Genomic DNA, 17,475 nt, shown 5'->3' on the forward strand with positions numbered 1-17,475 from the left:
ATACCCTTAATTGGTTAATTCATTAACTCAAAAATCTGTAATTCGTCTGCATTCAATCACGCAGATTTGCTGTCGGGATTTATGCTGATTGGCTACATAGTTAAGGTTATAACCAATCAGCCAGCTAACCATATACAAAGGAAGCGAAAGCAATTCCAGTCTATGTTGATGTGGCACTCAAAGGTAGCATTTGGTGTTCATTGTCGTGATTGTAAATAGCTGTTATTCAAATAGTCTTACCGAAATTTGTAATGGAAGCTATGGGTTTTCCCTGCTAACTACAATCCGTTTGCAAAACGGATTTTTCTGAACTCCTGTTCAGAGCAAGTTATCTCTTGAGGTCCTCGAAATAAATTTCCGTACCTCAAGAGCACTTGCCCTTGCAGGGAGCTGGAAACGGCTCCGAAGTCGCACGTTTATTAAAAATTAAAATGGATTATTATGGAAGAGAAAAACAGAAAACAGATTAGGAAAACAGGAAGGGAACCAAAGATTGATCCTGCGGTACATCGGTATTCCATCAACCTGAATGCAGAGGAAAACGCCAAGTTCCTTGCCCTCTTTGACCAATCGGGGATAAGTGTAAAGGCACATTTTATTACGGCTTGCATCTTTCAAAAGACGGTAAAGACCGTAAAAATTGATATGGATGCAATAGATTATCACGAAAAATTGACCCGATTTTTTAGCCAATTCCGAGCAATCGGAACAAATTATAATCAGGTTGTGAAGATATTGTACCGCAATTTTTCAGAGAAAAAAGCAGGAACATACCTTTTTAAATTGGAAAAAGAAACCATTGAATTGGTAAAAGTCACTAAGGAAGTCATCCGTTTAACACAGGAATTTGAAGAAAAGTATCTGAAAAAAGAATAAAGTTATGATCGCAAAAATCGGAAAGGGAAGCAATATGTACGGAGCGATTTTGTACAATCAGCAGAAAGTGGACAGGGAAAACGGATCGGTTTTGTTGCTGAACAAGATACCCGACACAATGAATGGCAGATATTCCGTAACGTATTTTAACAAGTGCTTTGAGCCGTACCTGTCGGCAAACATCAAAACGGAGAAAACGGTACGGCATATTTCATTGAACCCCAACCCAAAAGACAAGGTCAGCGATGAACAGTTTACCGAAATGGCACAGGAATATATGGAGCGTATGGGCTACGGCAATCAGCCGTATATCGTTTTCAAACATACGGACATTGACCGCACGCATATACACATTGTTTCAACCTGTGTAGGCATTGACGGCAAGAAAATCCCCGATGATTACGACCATCCACGTTCAATGACTATCTGTCGGGATTTGGAAACGAAATACAACCTGCACAAAGCCACCGAGCAGGAACAGAAACAAGCTGATAAGATTTTCAAAAAGGTGGAACAGCAGAAAGGCGACATTAAAAGTCAGATTGCTTCGGTAGTACGGCATCTGCCAAAGTATTATAGCTATTCTACTATGGGTGGTTACAATGTTTTGCTGTCACTTTTCAACATTACAGCTGAAGAAGTTAAAGGAGAGCGGAACGGACAGCCCGTAAACGGATTGGTATACGTGGCATTGGACGAGAATGGAAATAAGGCAAGCAATCCGTTCAAGGCATCACTATTTGGAAAAGATGCAGGCGTTGCAGAACTTCAAAAACATTTTGAGCACTCCAAAGAGAAAATGAAAACCAACCCTGCGAGGTCAGTATTAAAGAATACCATCGAATTGGCTATACATACTACAAACAGCGAAACGGATTTTAAAAAGCAACTTGTAGAACAAGGTATCAATACCATTGTCCGCAGGAACGACAGCGGACGGATTTATGGTATAACTTTCATCGACCACGAAAGCCGTACCGTTTGGAACGGCTCACAATTAGACAGAAATTTGTCGGCAAACGTATTTAATGATTGGTGGAACAACGGAAATAAACCCGAACTGAAAACACAGGATAACCCTGTTTCCAATACGGACACATTAGACCACCAACCGACAAAAGACCTTTTCGAGTTTATCTCGCATGAACATTCGCACAGCTCCGATTTGGGATTGTTCAGTCTGTTGCCAGATGCACAGGGCGAGGATTACGAAGAAGGACAGTTTACCAAACGGATGAAGAAAAAGAAAGGCAGAAAGTTATAACAGATGACATCATTGTCAATAAAGAAATTTTAAAAAAAAATCTAAAGTAAGTTTACCAATTTAAATATCCATCATTTTTATAGCAAGCATAATGTTTAGAATCTAAAAGTTTACTATTTTAGTAAATTCTTAAGGAGAATAAATCCCTAATCAAATAACGCTTATTTCAATGTCAGAAGAACAGAAGAAAATATTAGAGCAACAGCTCTGGAATATAGCCAATACACTGCGTGGAAAAATGAATGCTGATGAATTCCGAGATTATATTTTGGGATTTATTTTTTATAAATATTTGGCTGAAAAAATGGAAATTTATGCGAACTCCATTTTGGAAAAAGATAAAATCCAATTCAGAAATATTGATGAAAACACAGCCGAAGGCTTAGAATACATTGAAGCTATTAGAGAAGAATCTCTTGAAACCTTAGGGTACTTTTTAAAACCATCTGAATTGTTTAGTGAAATCGCTAAACGAGGAAATAGCGGGAGCAACAATTTTATTCTTGAAGATTTACAGAAGATATTGACCAATATTCAGTTAAGTACAATGGGAACACAAAGTGAAGAAGACTTTGAAGACCTGTTTTCTGATATGGATTTAAATAGTAATAATTTAGGAAGAACAGCAGATGCCCGAAATGCTATTATTGTAAAAGTGTTGGTGCATTTAGACGAAATTGATTTCAAATTGAATGATACAGAACTTGATGTATTGGGTGATGCTTACGAATATTTGATAGGTCAGTTTGCCAGTGGTGCAGGAAAAAAAGCGGGCGAATTCTACACCCCTCAGGAAGTATCTAAAATTCTCGCAAAGATCGTTACGACTGGTAAAAACCGTTTAAAATCGGTATATGACCCAACCTGTGGTTCAGGTTCATTATTACTGCGTGTAGCAAGAGAAGTAAAAGATGTCAATAATTTCTATGGACAAGAAATGAATCGAACAACGTACAATCTTGCCCGAATGAATATGATACTTCACGGCGTACATTATCTGAAATTTGATATCAAACAGGAAGACACTTTAGAACATCCTCAACACGAAGGTTTGTTAGCAGAAGCCATTGTAGCAAATCCACCATTTTCAGCCAACTGGAGTGCTAATCCTCTGCATCTTAGTAACGAACGTTTTAGTCAATACGGTAGATTAGCCCCTGCAAGCAAAGCAGATTTTGCCTTTGTACAACACATGATTCATCATCTTGCTGAAAACGGAACAATGGCTATTGTATTGCCACACGGTGTCTTGTTTAGAGGTTCGGCAGAATTACATATTCGAAAATATCTTATTGAACAGAAAAATTATTTAGATGCTGTAATTGGTTTACCTGCCAATATTTTTTACGGAACTGGTATTCCGACTTGTATTTTGGTGTTTAAGAAATGTAAGGAAGATCCTGACCATATCCTATTTATTGATGCAAGTAAAGAATTCGAGAAAGTTAAGAACCAAAATATGTTACGTGAAGAGCATATCAATAAGATTGTGGAAACTTATCGTAATAGAACCGAAATTGAGAAATACAGTCATTTGGCTACTTTACAAGAAGTTGCAGAAAATGACTATAATCTTAATATACCTCGTTATGTAGATACTTTCGAAGCTGAAGAAGAAATCGATATCCAAGTTGTAATGCAGGAAATTAAATCTTTGGAAGCCAAGCGAGCGGAATTGGACAAAGAAATTGATGTGTATTTCAAAGAATTGGGACTTGTTTTTTAATTTTTTATAATGAAGCCAACAATCAATATATATTGCGATGAAAGTTGTCATTTACAGAATGACAAAGAGCCTGTTATGGTTATCGGGGCTGTTTATTGTCCGATTGAAAAGAAGGAAGAAATTTTTGAAAGATTGTATAGTTTTAAACTCAAACACAACCTTATTCCTAAAAATAAAAAGAATGATAATGACAATCGAACCTACTATGAGCTAAAATGGAACAAAGTTTCAAAATCAAAAATCGAGTATTACAAAGATGTAATCAATTATTTTTTTGATGATGATGACTTGCAGTTTAGGGTGCTTGTAGTTTCTAATAAATCTGCAATAGATTATGAAAAGTTCAATCATACACACGATACATTTTACTATAAGATGTATTTTGGAATGTTGAAAGCTATCTTGAATCCTGAAAACTCTCATCATATTTACATAGACATTAAAGATACCAGAAGTAAAGAAAAAGTTCACAAACTGGAACAGGTTTTAAGGAATGACAAATACGACTATTCTAAAGAAATTATTAAAAAAGTACAACAGGTAAGATCTCACGAAGTGGAAATTTTGCAATTAGCCGATTTATTAGTAGGTGCTACTGCTTATGTAAATAGAGAATTATCAAATAGTAAAGCTAAAAATGAATTAATCAATCTCATTAAACATCGCTCTAAATATTCTTTAACAAAATCTACTTTATTGAAAGAGCGAAAGTTCAATGTTTTTATTTGGGAACCACAAAAACCTTATTTTGTATGAGTTTAGTGTTTCCTGCATTGATATCTTTTGGCGAATATGGTGGAGTTTTTTCAACCTATTTTGACGCTGTTTATTCGGTTTTTCATAACGATTTTATCAAAGCACACCCTATTTATGAAGGTCTAAAAGTATCTGTGAGAAAATATCCGGAAGTAGACGGAATGCATCGTACATTTTATCACATTACGCACGAAGGAGAAGACGAAGCTAATAGACAACCTGATTTTAGAAGAATGGAACGGATACGTTTTCCAAAGTTTGTTATAGAAAACTGTGAACACGAAGAAATTCTCATCTGGAAAAATGTAAGAGGAAAAGATGAACGTACTGTTTTGTTTAATGAATCTGAAAATTATATTGTGATTTTAACCGACAGAGGAGGATATTATATGTTCATAACAGCTTACTATATTGAAACAGAACACCGAAAAAGGAAGTTGTTAAAAGAATACGAAACGTATATAAAAGCCAAAACCGCTTAGCGGAACTAAACGGCTTCTTATACTCCTTTAACACTTACATCCAATAAAGAAATGGTTACTGAGCTGATGCAAAGGTACAAAATAAAAACAAAAAAGCAAATAGATTAAATCCCTAATGCTGAATAAGAAGATAATACTATGACCAAGATACAAAAAGATAATAAAAATGTAGCTAAGTTCCCAAATTTGAGATTTCCAGGGTTTGAGGGAGAGTGGGAAGAGAGGAAATTGGGAGAGATTGGAGATGTGAAGATGTGTAAAAGAATTTTCAATGATGAAACTACTACTGTAGGGGAAATTCCATTTTTTAAAATAGGCTCCTTTGGTAAAGAGGCTGATGCATTTATATCTCAAGATTTATATACAGATTATAAAACACGATTCTCGTTTCCGAAAAAGGGAGATATTTTAATTTCAGCGGCAGGAACAATCGGGAGAACAGTTGTCTATGATGGAAACGATGCTTACTTTCAAGATTCCAATATTGTTTGGATTGCTAATGATAATACACTTATTACAAATAATTTTCTGTATTACATTTTGCAAATTGTAAAATACAATACGGAAGGTGGAACAATTCAACGTTTGTATAACAATGTTCTGAAATCAACAAAATTTAATACACCTTCAATTTCGGAACAAACTAAAATCTCATCATTTCTTTCTCTAATTGATAAAAGAATAGCAACCCAAAACAAAATAATTGAACAATTAAAAACCTTAATTAAAGGGCTAAGTGAAAAGCTGTTTTCTCAGAAAATTAGATTTAAAGGTTTTATGAGAGAATGGGAATTGAAGAGTTTGGGAGAAATAGGAGAAATAATTACAGGAAAAACACCCAGTACTAAAGATTTAGATTTATGGAATGGAGATATTCAATTTGTAACTCCAACAGACATAACAGATAATAAATATCAACATTCAACGGAACGGACAATTAAGAAGGCTGATAACCTAAAAATTCTTCCTCAAAAGAGCATAATGTTTACTTGTATTGCTTCAATTGGAAAAATGAGTTTATCTCTAAACCCTTGTGTAACAAATCAACAAATAAATTCTGTAATACCTCATTCTTGTTTTGATAGTGAGTTTCTATTTTATGCAATTAAAAATATTTCTGATTATATTAAGTCAACCCAAAGTTCATCAACTCTACCAATCATAAATAAAACTGAATTTTCGAAGTTTAAAATCTTAATTCCATCTATAGACGAACAAACTAGAATCTCCATATTCTTGTCTTCGATAGATGAAAAAATTGAAACCGAGAAAAGTATTTTAGATAAATACCATTGTCAAAAACAATATCTGTTACAGAACCTATTTATATAAACAAGTTCTGTAACAGGTTCTTTTTTTGTATCTCATATTTTTTTAATAACGTCTTTTCAATGTTTATTTTTTCATCAATTGATGATAGTAATTTCTCAATATTATCTTGTTCATCAAGTGATGGACAAAAAATTAATGATTCTCCATAATCTTTGAAATAGATATGTGGAATCCCAGAGCCAACTTTGTATTTCTCAAAGTTGAAGAATTTTAAACAGAAAAAAATATACTTCAAATTAACATCTGGTTTTACAGTTAAATAGTTCAAAGTACCAATAACCGAAAACTTATCCGATGCGTATTGAACCTTTCCAACTCCAGAACCATCTTTTATTATTAAAATCGCATCTTCATTAATTTGAGGGTTTTCCGTAAATGCAATAATACCTGTAGCTCCATAAACTGGGTAAATTCCATTTTTATCAATTACATCGGATTCTGTTAATGATGATGAATAGGAAGAAACACAATTATTTATTTTCTTATTTGGTACTTGATTTAGAATTAGTTTCTGACAAAGCCCTTTAATTAAGGATTTTATTTCCTATGTGATTACGATTAGTATGAAATTATTCTCACGTCAATTGAGATTTAAAAATGAAAACAATGAAAACTATATAGATTGGAATACTAAAAAGTTGGGAGAGGTTACAACTCTTGTAAATAAGAGAAATAAAAATAACGAAAAGCTTCCTGTTTATTCTATAAATAACAAATTAGGATTCGTTCCGCAAAGTGAGCAATTCGAGGGAGTTGATAGCGAAGATAGAGGCTACGATATTAAACTATACAAAATAATTGACAAGAACACCTTTGCCTATAATCCAGCAAGAATTAATGTAGGGTCTATTGGCTATAGTGAAAACTTAGAGAATATTATTATCAGTTCATTGTATGTTTGTTTTAAAACAGATAACACCGTAAATGACAACTTTCTATATCAATATCTAAAGACAGATTTTTTTAATAGAGAAGTTTTAAGAAATGTTGAAGGAGGAGTAAGAGATTATCTTTTCTACGACAATTTTGCGAGAATTAAATTTGGTTTACCTTGTATTGAAGAGCAAAAAAAGATTGCTGATTACCTTTCATCTATAGATTCAAAGATTGATATTGAAAGCCAACTATTGCATAAATTTGAAAAACAAAAGAGATACTTGTTAGCTAATTTATTTATATAAATAAATTAGCTAACAAGTATTGTTTCTGCTTAAGTAATAGCGTATGAATTTCAAATTCAGTTTTTATTTTATCGTCAATACTTGCTAGAAAATCTGCAACATATGTTTGTTGAATATAATTTGGTAATTGCATTTCCATAGTCTCAATTTCGGAGATATAATGCCGTTTGTGTTCATTTGATGATAGATTTAAAAATGACAAATACTCAAATATAAATTTTAGGTTCACATTTGGTTTCGCTGTCAGTATTTTAATTGCTGAAGATTTTACTTTGAATGGAAAATTAACAAACTTTATATCCATTGTAAAATCATCGAAAATGATACATTGACCTTTGTCATAAATACCAAATTCTTCATCGGTATATCCTAATACAAAAGCTTTATTTGCAGTTAGAACTGGAATTAGCGAAATATCAGATGAATAATCCGTATTTGTAACCAAATATTTAGTTGGCTGTTCATAGTTTAAAGTATCCTTAACTTGAACATATTCATTTTCGTGATTAAGAATTTGTTCGTATAGTTGATAGCGAAGCGTAATCTTTAATAATTTTAACTCCTCAATTATTTTGTTTTGGGTTTGAATACGTTCGTCAACAATTGATAGAAAAGATGCCAATTTTTTTTGTTCTTCTATAGAAGGAAATGGAACTTTAAATTTTCTTAAATCACTTCCGTTTATTGAATTAATCGTTGCCCCTAAATTTTTATATACAATTTCCTTGTATTCATTTGTATCAAACCAATGAAATAGGAACGTATTAAAAGAGCTTCTATAAATCGACATAAAAGCTCCAAAAGCAACCCCTTCGTTTTCCTTATTAATTAGTGCATTTTTACCAATTAAATTTTTACTACCATTCCTAACACAAATTAAAATGTCGTTTTCTTGAACAGGATTATAATTATCTGTTCTTACATAAACATTATCTTCAAAAGCCAAACTTCTATTTTGAACATTAGATGATCTAAGAACTAGCACACCATTTTCAGCGATGTCATTTGGACTATATGTTAATCCATTAACGATTTCTCCGATTTCCCCCAACTTCTTAGTTTCCCACTCTTCGGTAAACTCTGGAAATCTCAAATTTGGGAACTTAGTTCCAAATCCATCTGGGGGATAAAGTGTCCTTAATTGCTTTCCTTTGAGATTTTAAAAAATTAAATTATAATGAATGAACAAAAACAACTCTCAGAAGTTATCGATCTATGGAAAATAGACAAAAAACAGTATGTAAAAAAGTCAAGTTTCTCAGCTTATACGCTATTGATTGAAAATCATCTACTGCCTAATTTCGGCAACAAAATTGCGATTGAGGAAGCTGATGTCCAAAGCTTTGTTTTTCAAAAATTGGAAACGGGTTTAAGTCATAAAACAATTAAGGATATTTTAATTGTTCTGAAAATGATTTTGAAATTTGGAGCTAAAAACAAATGGTTACAGTATACCCCTTTTGATATTCAGTTTCCTACTGAACGAGAAAAGCATAATATTGAAGTGCTAACCAAGACTGATCAGAAAAAAATAATGAACTATATACAAGAACATTTTACATTTAGAAATTTAGGCGTTTACATTTGCCTGAGTGCTGGTATGCGCATCGGAGAAATATGTGCTTTAACTTGGAAAGATATTGACATAGACAACGGCATAATCAGCGTTAATCGTACAATTCAACGCATATATGTTATAGAAGATGGGAATAGAAGAACAGAACTCATTCTTGATACACCTAAAACAAAAAATTCTATTCGTGAGATTCCAATAAGTAAGGATTTATTGCGAATACTCAAACCATTTAAAAAGATAGTTAATCCCTCGTTCTTTGTATTGACAAACGATGCCAAACCCACGGAGCCAAGAACCTATAGAAGCTATTACAAGAACTTAATGAAGGAATTAAAAATGCCTGAACTTAAATTTCACGGGTTACGACACAGCTTCGCTACCCGATGTATTGAAAGTAATTGTGATTACAAAACAGTTAGTGTATTATTGGGGCACTCAAATATAAGTACAACATTAAATTTATATGTTCATCCAAATATGGAACAAAAGAAGAAAGCCATTGAACAAATGTTTAAAGCTTTGAGGTAAGTTTATATTATGAATTAGGAGGTACTAATGAATTGAGATCACTTTATTTTGTTAAATTTGTGTGTAGATAAAAAAACACGGTTAACTCCTAATTCATAATTATTTTGAGCAAACAGTCTGAGCAAATTTTAGAAGAACAACTCCTTATCCAATTACAAAAATTGGGATATAAATATATTACTATAGCTGATGAAAAATCTTTGTTGGCAAACCTTAAAACGCAATTAGAAAAGCACAATCATATACAATTTAGCGAGAGTGAATTTGAAAAAGTATTAAACATTCTCAATAAGGGATCTGTCTTTGAAAAAGCCAAGGTATTAAGAGAAAAGAAGCATCATATCATTAGAGATAATGGTGATAATCTATATTTTGAATTTCTTAATGTGGAACATTGGTGTCAAAATGAATATCAGGTAGCCAATCAGATTACACAGGAAGGAAAATATCAAAATCGCTATGATGTTACGCTGTTGATAAACGGTTTGCCATTAGTACAAATTGAGTTAAAGCGAAGAGGTTTGGAAATGAAGGAAGCATTCAACCAAATCAACCGCTATCAAAAACATAGTTTCGGAGCAGGCAAAGGCTTGTTTCATTTTGTACAATTATTCGTTATCAGTAACGGGGTAAACACCAAATATTTCAGTAATTTCGGAACACACAAGCAGGAATATCTTCAGACTTTTCACTGGACAGACGAACAGAATAATCCACTCAACAACATACTGAATGGTTTTACGGATACTTTTTTAGAACCTTGTCATATCAGTAAAATGATCTGCAAATACATTGTGCTGAATGAAACCGCCAAAGCTTTAATGGTGCTTCGACCGTATCAGTACTATGCAGTAGAAAACATAATCAAAAAGGTAAAAGAAAATGAAATTCTGAACGGTTATAATATTGAAAAAAACGGATATATTTGGCATACAACAGGAAGTGGTAAAACTTTAACCAGTTTTAAAGCTAGTCAGATTTTATCTAATATTCCAGCCATCAAAAAGGTGGTTTTTGTGGTAGATAGGAAAGATTTAGATTATCAAACCAATCAGGAGTATGATAATTTCAGTAAAGGCTCTGTTAGTTCTGCTACTAATACAGATGATTTAGTTCGAAAATTTAACGATCCGAATGTTCGAATCATTGTTACAACTATCCAAAAGCTGAACAATGCTATTTCCAGTCGAAATTTAGCCAAAATGAAAGCTATTCAGAATGAAAGAATGGTCTTTATCTTTGATGAATGTCACCGCTCGCAATTTGGTGATACGCATAAAAACATCGTAAATTATTTCACTAACATTCAGTTGTTTGGTTTTACAGGTACACCAATTTTAGAGAAGAATTCCGATGGAATGAAAACCACGGCAAGTCTTTTTGGAAAATGTCTGCATAAATATGTAATTACTGATGCCATACGTGATGAAAATGTTTTGAAATTCTCGGTTGAATACATTCAGACTTTTAAACAGAAAGAACACATCATTGATTTAAAAGTGGAGCAAATCAATGAAACAGAAGTCTTTGAAGCCCCTGAACGTAAAGAAGCAATCGTAGATTATATCATTCAACATCATGATCAGAAAACACAAAACAAGAAATTTTGTGCGATGATGTGTGTACAAGATATTGATTCGGTTATTCAATACTATGAAATTTTTAAACGTAAAAAATTAAATGGGGAGCATAATCTTAAAATAACAACTATTTTCAGTTTTGCTCAGAATGAAGAAGAAATGGAAGAACAAGTAGCTGCTCAAATCAATATGGCTGCTGAACCTCAAACTGAATACGGATATAAACCGCACCGTAGAGAGTTATTGGAAAATTATGTTGAAGATTTTAATGAGATGTTTGGTGAAAAGCAAAATATCAAAGACAACGAAGGATATTACAATTATTACAATGCCGTAGCTAAAAAATCGAAACACCCAAAACACGAAGCGGATATTTTATTAGTTGCTAATATGTTTTTGACAGGATTTGATAGTAAATCTTTGAACACCTTATATGTTGATAAAAATCTTCGATATCATGGACTGATACAAGCTTTTAGTAGAACCAACCGTATATTAGATAAGAATAAAACCCAAGGAAATATTATCTGTTTCAGAAATTTAAAAGACAAAACTGACGAAGCTATTGCTTTGTTCAGTAATAAGGAAGCTATTGATGAAATTATAGTTGAACCTTATGAGATTTATGTTGATAAATTTAACGAAGCAACACAAAAATTATTAGAAATCGTTCCAGAAGTTACGTCTGTTGATGGATTATATTCAGAAGAAGATAAATTGGAGTTTATCTTAGCTTTTCGTGCTTTGATGCGCCTACACAAGAAGATGAGTCATTATACAGAATTTACTTGGGATGATTTACAGATTGAAGAACAACTATTTGCAGATTACACGAGTAAGTATTTGGATTTAAAAGATGGACTGGGAACAGATCCTTCACCTGAAAAAACATCCATTCTCAATGATATAGATTTTGAATTAGAATTGATAAGACGTGATACGATTAATGTTACGTATATTATCCAATTGTTGGTCAAATTCAAGTCCAAACACAGTGCGAAAGATAAAGAAAGCATTGAAAAAGAGATTGCCAACTTATTGAATACTGAGGTTTCATTAAGAAGTAAAAGAGACTTGATTGATAAATTTATTCATGAGAGTCTACCAAATATTGAAGATACGGATACTATTCCCGAAGAATTTGAAAAATTCTGGAATGTAGAGCAACAAAAAGCACTTCAAGAATTAGTTAAAACGGAAAATCTATCTGAAGAAAAAACTGAAAGATTGATCGAAAACTATCTTTTTACGGAACGCGAACCTTTACGAAAAGAAATTTTAGCACTTCGAGAAGAAGGAAGACCAAGCGTTTTAAAATCAAAGGAAATCGGAGATCGTATTCTAAATAAGATTTTAGGTTTCGTGGAAACTTTTGTTACTGGAATATCAGGAAATTAATGTTTTATACAAGTGGTATTCATAAGAATCAAAAATATTTAAAAGTGATAATTAAAGGATAGATAACTTGGAACCTATCCTTTGTTTTTTTTTATATTTGCTATGAGCTAACGGAAACACGTTGAAAAGTAAAGCAATAAGCACCGTTACCAAATCGTTACCTGACTTTTTTGATAATCTTTATAAAAGCTTAGTATCCAACCAATACAGCTTTTTCCTGAAAACTTTAAAATAAAAAATGTCACTAACAGTTACCAAAAATATTATTCTTGAAAATCCAGATACTAAAGCTTTTTTGGCGGATTTTTATTACCAAAAATCAAGTCAAAAATTACCGCTAGTTATTTTTGTACATGGATACAAAGGTTATAAAGATTGGGGCGCTTGGGAATTGATGGCGCAAAAATATGCAGAAGCAGGATTTTTCTTTGTCAAATTTAACTTTTCCCATAATGGGACAAAGCTAGATGAGGTGCATCATTTTGCAGATTTAGAAGCATTTGGGCAGAATAATTATTCTAAAGAAATGAGCGATTTGTCTTTTGTAATAGATTATTTTTCTCAACTTCCTGAGGTAGATTCTGATCATGTTTTTCTAGTCGGGCACAGCCGAGGTAATGGTAATATTTTAATTCAGGCTTCGGAGGATGATCGTATTAAAGCTTTGGTTGGTTTGGCTGGCGTTTCGGATTACGGATCACGATTTCCACCAAAAGATATTTTAGATCAAATTAAAAAAATAGGTGTCATGTACATAGAAAATCAAAGAACCAAACAACAGATGCCTCATTATTATCAATTCTTTGAAGATTTCGAAACTAATGCAGATCGCTTTAATATTCAATCTTCGGCAAAGAAAATTAATAGTCCTTATCTTATTATCCATGGGACAGCAGACGAAACCGTTAATATTAAAGAAGCCGAAAGTCTTCATCAATGGGTAAGATCTTCTGAGCTATTTATGATAGAAAATGGTAATCATGGTTTTGGGAGTTCTGAGCCTTGGACAGAAAATATAATGCCTAAGGATTTAGAACTAGCTACCGAAAAAAGTATAGAATTTTTGAAAAAAACTCAGAGTAGATAATTTCATTTAGGATGTTATTTTCGATAGTTTTTATTAATGTGTTTAACAAAAATTTCACATACCCAATAGACCTTTTTGGTGAGGTATTTGTATTAATATTGTCATAAGAAATTAATTAATTAAAATATTTATTATGAAAACTAAAATTGGAATTACACCTAACAAAACCGAAGAAATTGCAGAAAACTTATCAATTCTATTAGCGGACGAATTTATCCTTTACACCAAAACAAGAAATGCCCATTGGAATGTAGAAGGTGCTGATTTTCACAGCATGCATTTGTTTTTTGAAAGTCAATATGGCGAGATAGAAACCAATATTGATGATATTGCAGAGCGTATTAGACAAATTGGACATTATGCGCCAGCAACGCTTAAAGAATATCTAGGCATTACACATCTTTCTGAGAAGAAATTTGAGAAAAACGACAGTGTTGGTTTTATCAAAGAATTGTTAAGTGACCATGAGTCTATTATTGTTTACCTAAGAGAAAGCATTGATAGTATGGAAGGTACTTTAGATTTTGGGACAGAAGATTTCTTAACAGCATTGTTAGAAAAACATGAGAAACAAGCTTGGATGCTAAGAGCTCATATTAGATAATATCCTAATCTTATCATAAAAAAAAAACAGTAGCAATTTGCTACTGTTTTTTTATTTCTTAATCTGATCGTTGTATTTTGGGTTGAAATCCTTTTTGAGAGTTTTATCCAAGGTTTTTGCAAAACTATTGACAATGTTAGTCAGATTTTTGACATCAATTACAGAGATATCATCATTAACTTGATGGTAATGGTTCTGCGTATTCATATCGACGGTAGAAAGAGAATGGGCAATAATTCCTTTTTTGAAAAAATTGGCATTATCTGATCTGTAAAATAATTGTTGAGATAGATAAGGATCTGGTACGATTTTAAAATCATTAACAGCATTAGCGTTAATCAATTCATCAAGATCTGACAGATTGTCGCCAGTCATAAATAACTTGTTAGCACCAAATTCTGACTTAGTACCAATCATTTCGAAGTTAAATAAAGCTTTGATGTTGGGAATATACTTTTGAAATTCACCACTTGCTGCTAAATTTTTTGACCCAACTAATCCAATTTCTTCAGCATTAAAACCAATAAATAGATAAGAGTAATTATCTTTTCTGTCTTTGTAATAATCAGATAGAGCAATCACAGCAGCTGTACCACTGGCATTGTCATCGGCGCCATTATAAATCTTGTCTTCGCCAGTTTCTTTAGTACCGATATGGTCAAAATGCGCTCCGAAAGCAATCACATCTTTTCCGCTACCTTTTTTTATCGCACAAACATTGAAATACATTTCATCTTTATAATGAAAAGGTACGAGATAAGAACTTCCGTAGCAATAATCTAATTTGTTTTTCTTGAATTGTTCCGCGATATATTCTGCGGCTTTCATGTTTTCTTCGGTTCCTATTTTTCGACCTTTCATCTCATCAGAAGCTAATGTTGTGATGATATCTTTAATTCTGTCTTCTTTAATTTCCTGAGAAAAAGAAAGTCCGAACGTGCTAATAAGAAGGATGGTGCAGATTTTTTTCATTTAATTAATTTTTAATAGTTGCCAAGCTTTTTCGATTTGATTTTGATGAAGTTCCTTTTGAGCTTCTCTGTGAATATCTTCATCAGCATGAAATTCAGTTCCTGATAATTCTTCGATGTTCGCTAACATTCCTAAGTTATTTCCTGTGAAAACTGAGCTGGACTTTATCATTTCCGGAAGTTGATCGTAGCCAATGCCTTTTGTTACCAAAGGTTTCGGAACTTCAAACAGATTATTCTCGTTGTTTCTAGAATAGTAATTGGCTCCCAATCTTGCGACAAGATCTAATTTTGCCTGATCCAACTGTCCTTCATCATTCAGGAATTGTTCTTGGATATGGATTTTTACAATCTCGGCAATCACAAGATTTCCTGCGCCACCTTCTTCTCCAAGAGATTTTATTTCTAAAACTTTACATTCGAAATTAACAGGAGATTCTGCAATTAATGGCGGTTTTACTAATGTTGCCGGTTTCATTGTAAATCCCGACTTAGTAAATTCGTTAACGCCGTCATCATATTCTGTACTTGCCAAAGAAACTTGTTGTACCATGTCAAAATTAACATTGCCAATCACAACCTCTGGGACTTCTAGCAGATTCTCCAGCGTATGTTTGGTTGTGTTATCTCGCACTCTTCTGGAAGGCGAAAATATGATAACTGGCGGACGTGTACTGAACATATTGAAAAAACTGAACGGCGAAAGGTTAACCTCACCGTTTTTGTTAATCGTACTTGCCAATGCAATTGGTCGTGGTGCAATCGCAGTTTGCAAAATACTTTGCAATTGTACAGAATTGATATCTTTTGGATCTACTATTTTCATTTAAAAATTTTAACTTTTTTTGAATTGAATTAAATAGATCTTGCAGGTAAAATCTTACCACTCACATCTCCGAAACCAACTCTTACGCCATCTTTTTCTGCCCAAGCTTTCATGGTTACAGTGTCATGATCTTGGATGAATTTTCTTTCTTCGCCGTTGGACAAAGTAATTGGATTTTGACCTCTCCAAGTTAGCTCCAGCATAGATCCGTAAGACTTGGCTTCTTCACCAGAAATGGTGCCACTTGCGTAGATATCGCCAACTTCTATATTACAACCATTAACGGTGTGATGCGCCAATTGCTGGCACATATTCCAATACATGAATTTATAATTGCTCTCAGAAATCAAGTTGTCTTCGCCGTTTTCTGGCTTTAAATAAACTTCTAGATTGATGTTATAATTTTTGTTTCCTTCAAATTTTAAATAATCCAAAACTTCTGGTTCTTGCTTCGGAGACTCTGTTCTGAAAGGATTAAGAGCTTCTAAAGTAACTATCCAAGGCGAAATGCTCGATCCGAAGTTTTTCCCAAGAAATGGGCCCAACGGAACATATTCCCAAGATTGAATATCTCTTGCCGACCAATCATTAAAAATAACCATTCCAAAAATGGCATCTTCGGTTTCTTCAATTGGAATGTGCTGTCCAAGTTCTGTGTTTTTATTAATCACGAAAGCCATTTCTAACTCGAAATCCAATTGCTGACTTGCACTAAAGATAGGCTGTTCTGCAGTTGGGGGTTTTATCTGTCCAACAGGTCTTTGTATATCATTACCAGACACAATAATAGAAGATGCTCTACCATGGTAACCTACAGGAAGGTGTTTCCAGTTAGGTAATAAAGCGTTGGCAGGATCCCTAAACATGATGCCAACATTGGTAGCGTGCTGAATGCTACTGTAAAAATCTGTATAATTAGGAATATGCAATGGCATAATCATCTGTATCTCATCCAAATCAAAAAAGCAGTCTTCTTTGGTTTTCTCATCATTAGCTAATGGAGAATCTTCTAATAATAAAGTTTGGATTTTTTCTCTTACAGCATTAGTAACAGGTTTCCCAAGTTCTATAAATTCATTAAGGGTATAAGCTTCGAAAACATTTTCCTTGATACCATCAATATCATCAAAATATCCTAAGTCATACAAGCCTGCCAAGTCTACAACGAGATCTCCAATTCTTGTAGCACAAGCAATATATTCTCTATTAAAAACGGCAACACCAAAAGGGATATTATGAATGGAAAAATCGCTTTCTGATGCGTAGTCTACAAATGTTTTCATAAGGT

Annotated in this window: 16 protein-coding genes; 11 read left to right on the forward strand and 5 right to left on the reverse strand. The window is 33.1% G+C overall.

What is annotated here, in order from left to right:
- Window positions 1-441 precede the first annotated feature (441 nt).
- The 6 genes from mobA to ACQQ6V_RS00410 all read left to right on the forward strand — a co-directional run bounded on the left by mobA (window position 442) and on the right by ACQQ6V_RS00410 (window position 6,436).
- Complete coding sequence (mobA, locus tag ACQQ6V_RS00385) at window positions 442-876, forward strand: conjugal transfer protein MobA (protein ID WP_448843620.1); 435 nt, start codon at window positions 442-444, stop codon at window positions 874-876.
- A 4-nt stretch (window positions 877-880) separates the two neighbouring features.
- The gene (mobB, locus tag ACQQ6V_RS00390) at window positions 881-2,140 is read left to right on the forward strand and encodes a conjugal transfer protein MobB (protein WP_280049026.1); all 1,260 of its coding nucleotides are present in this window, start codon (window positions 881-883) and stop codon (window positions 2,138-2,140) included.
- A 169-nt stretch (window positions 2,141-2,309) separates the two neighbouring features.
- A complete protein-coding gene (locus ACQQ6V_RS00395) occupies window positions 2,310-3,866 on the forward strand; it encodes a type I restriction-modification system subunit M (protein WP_280049027.1) in 1,557 nt (518 codons plus the stop codon).
- A gap of 9 nt (window positions 3,867-3,875) precedes the next feature.
- Window positions 3,876-4,622 carry a DUF3800 domain-containing protein gene (locus ACQQ6V_RS00400; protein WP_448843621.1) on the forward strand — a complete coding sequence of 249 codons (747 nt, stop codon included), beginning with the start codon at window positions 3,876-3,878 and terminating at the stop codon, window positions 4,620-4,622.
- Window positions 4,619-5,104, forward strand: a complete 486-nt coding sequence (locus ACQQ6V_RS00405) for a hypothetical protein (RefSeq protein WP_280049030.1) — start codon at window positions 4,619-4,621, stop codon at window positions 5,102-5,104. Before ACQQ6V_RS00400 ends, ACQQ6V_RS00405 begins: the two co-directional genes overlap by 4 nt.
- A 138-nt stretch (window positions 5,105-5,242) precedes the next feature.
- Window positions 5,243-6,436 carry a restriction endonuclease subunit S gene (locus ACQQ6V_RS00410; RefSeq protein ID WP_448843622.1) on the forward strand — a complete coding sequence of 398 codons (1,194 nt, stop codon included), beginning with the start codon at window positions 5,243-5,245 and terminating at the stop codon, window positions 6,434-6,436.
- Here the strand turns inward: ACQQ6V_RS00410 and ACQQ6V_RS00415 are convergent.
- Window positions 6,429-6,977 carry a restriction endonuclease subunit S gene (locus ACQQ6V_RS00415; protein ID WP_448846161.1) on the reverse strand — a complete coding sequence of 183 codons (549 nt, stop codon included), beginning with the start codon at window positions 6,975-6,977 and terminating at the stop codon, window positions 6,429-6,431. The genes ACQQ6V_RS00410 and ACQQ6V_RS00415 overlap by 8 nt on opposite strands.
- Window positions 6,978-6,999: 22 nt before the next feature.
- Here ACQQ6V_RS00415 and ACQQ6V_RS00420 point away from each other — a divergent pair, with 22 nt between their 5' ends.
- A complete protein-coding gene (locus ACQQ6V_RS00420) occupies window positions 7,000-7,617 on the forward strand; it encodes a restriction endonuclease subunit S (RefSeq protein WP_448843623.1) in 618 nt (205 codons plus the stop codon).
- Here the strand turns inward: ACQQ6V_RS00420 and ACQQ6V_RS00425 are convergent.
- Window positions 7,610-8,710 carry a restriction endonuclease subunit S gene (locus ACQQ6V_RS00425; protein ID WP_448843624.1) on the reverse strand — a complete coding sequence of 367 codons (1,101 nt, stop codon included), beginning with the start codon at window positions 8,708-8,710 and terminating at the stop codon, window positions 7,610-7,612. The genes ACQQ6V_RS00420 and ACQQ6V_RS00425 overlap by 8 nt on opposite strands.
- An 84-nt stretch (window positions 8,711-8,794) precedes the next feature.
- Here ACQQ6V_RS00425 and ACQQ6V_RS00430 point away from each other — a divergent pair, with 84 nt between their 5' ends.
- The 4 genes from ACQQ6V_RS00430 to ACQQ6V_RS00445 all read left to right on the forward strand — a co-directional run bounded on the left by ACQQ6V_RS00430 (window position 8,795) and on the right by ACQQ6V_RS00445 (window position 14,390).
- Window positions 8,795-9,721 carry a tyrosine-type recombinase/integrase gene (locus ACQQ6V_RS00430; protein WP_125349867.1) on the forward strand — a complete coding sequence of 309 codons (927 nt, stop codon included), beginning with the start codon at window positions 8,795-8,797 and terminating at the stop codon, window positions 9,719-9,721.
- A gap of 104 nt (window positions 9,722-9,825) precedes the next feature.
- A complete protein-coding gene (locus tag ACQQ6V_RS00435; protein ID WP_448843625.1) occupies window positions 9,826-12,699 on the forward strand; it encodes a type I restriction endonuclease subunit R in 2,874 nt (957 codons plus the stop codon).
- A gap of 238 nt (window positions 12,700-12,937) precedes the next feature.
- Window positions 12,938-13,786, forward strand: a complete 849-nt coding sequence (locus ACQQ6V_RS00440) for an alpha/beta hydrolase family protein (RefSeq protein ID WP_448843626.1) — start codon at window positions 12,938-12,940, stop codon at window positions 13,784-13,786.
- A gap of 133 nt (window positions 13,787-13,919) precedes the next feature.
- Window positions 13,920-14,390, forward strand: a complete 471-nt coding sequence (locus ACQQ6V_RS00445) for a Dps family protein (RefSeq protein WP_448843627.1) — start codon at window positions 13,920-13,922, stop codon at window positions 14,388-14,390.
- Between the two features lie 51 nt (window positions 14,391-14,441).
- Here ACQQ6V_RS00445 and ACQQ6V_RS00450 read toward each other — a convergent pair whose 3' ends face one another.
- Genes ACQQ6V_RS00450 through fahA form a run of 3 tightly spaced genes read right to left on the reverse strand, consistent with a single transcriptional unit; the run spans window position 14,442 to window position 17,470 of the window.
- Window positions 14,442-15,362, reverse strand: a complete 921-nt coding sequence (locus ACQQ6V_RS00450) for a M28 family metallopeptidase (RefSeq protein ID WP_448843628.1) — start codon at window positions 15,360-15,362, stop codon at window positions 14,442-14,444.
- Complete coding sequence (locus ACQQ6V_RS00455) at window positions 15,363-16,187, reverse strand: flavin reductase family protein (protein WP_448843629.1); 825 nt, start codon at window positions 16,185-16,187, stop codon at window positions 15,363-15,365.
- A gap of 29 nt (window positions 16,188-16,216) precedes the next feature.
- Window positions 16,217-17,470: a fumarylacetoacetase gene (fahA, locus tag ACQQ6V_RS00460; protein WP_448843630.1), complete on the reverse strand. Its 1,254-nt coding sequence runs from the start codon at window positions 17,468-17,470 to the stop codon at window positions 16,217-16,219.
- Between the last annotated feature and the right edge of the window lie 5 nt (window positions 17,471-17,475).

The sequence above is a fragment of the Chryseobacterium electrogenes genome, from assembly GCF_053553015.1.

Coding starts and splice junctions, on each gene's coding strand:
- mobA (WP_448843620.1), top strand. CDS start 442: ATGGAAGAGAAAAACAGAAAACAGATTAGGAAAACAGGAAGGGAACCA.
- mobB (WP_280049026.1), top strand. CDS start 881: ATGATCGCAAAAATCGGAAAGGGAAGCAATATGTACGGAGCGATTTTG.
- ACQQ6V_RS00395 (WP_280049027.1), top strand. CDS start 2,310: ATGTCAGAAGAACAGAAGAAAATATTAGAGCAACAGCTCTGGAATATA.
- ACQQ6V_RS00400 (WP_448843621.1), top strand. CDS start 3,876: ATGAAGCCAACAATCAATATATATTGCGATGAAAGTTGTCATTTACAG.
- ACQQ6V_RS00405 (WP_280049030.1), top strand. CDS start 4,619: ATGAGTTTAGTGTTTCCTGCATTGATATCTTTTGGCGAATATGGTGGA.
- ACQQ6V_RS00410 (WP_448843622.1), top strand. CDS start 5,243: ATGACCAAGATACAAAAAGATAATAAAAATGTAGCTAAGTTCCCAAAT.
- ACQQ6V_RS00420 (WP_448843623.1), top strand. CDS start 7,000: ATGAAATTATTCTCACGTCAATTGAGATTTAAAAATGAAAACAATGAA.
- ACQQ6V_RS00430 (WP_125349867.1), top strand. CDS start 8,795: ATGAATGAACAAAAACAACTCTCAGAAGTTATCGATCTATGGAAAATA.
- ACQQ6V_RS00440 (WP_448843626.1), top strand. CDS start 12,938: ATGTCACTAACAGTTACCAAAAATATTATTCTTGAAAATCCAGATACT.
- ACQQ6V_RS00445 (WP_448843627.1), top strand. CDS start 13,920: ATGAAAACTAAAATTGGAATTACACCTAACAAAACCGAAGAAATTGCA.
- ACQQ6V_RS00450 (WP_448843628.1), bottom strand. CDS start 15,362: ATGAAAAAAATCTGCACCATCCTTCTTATTAGCACGTTCGGACTTTCT.
- ACQQ6V_RS00455 (WP_448843629.1), bottom strand. CDS start 16,187: ATGAAAATAGTAGATCCAAAAGATATCAATTCTGTACAATTGCAAAGT.
- fahA (WP_448843630.1), bottom strand. CDS start 17,470: ATGAAAACATTTGTAGACTACGCATCAGAAAGCGATTTTTCCATTCAT.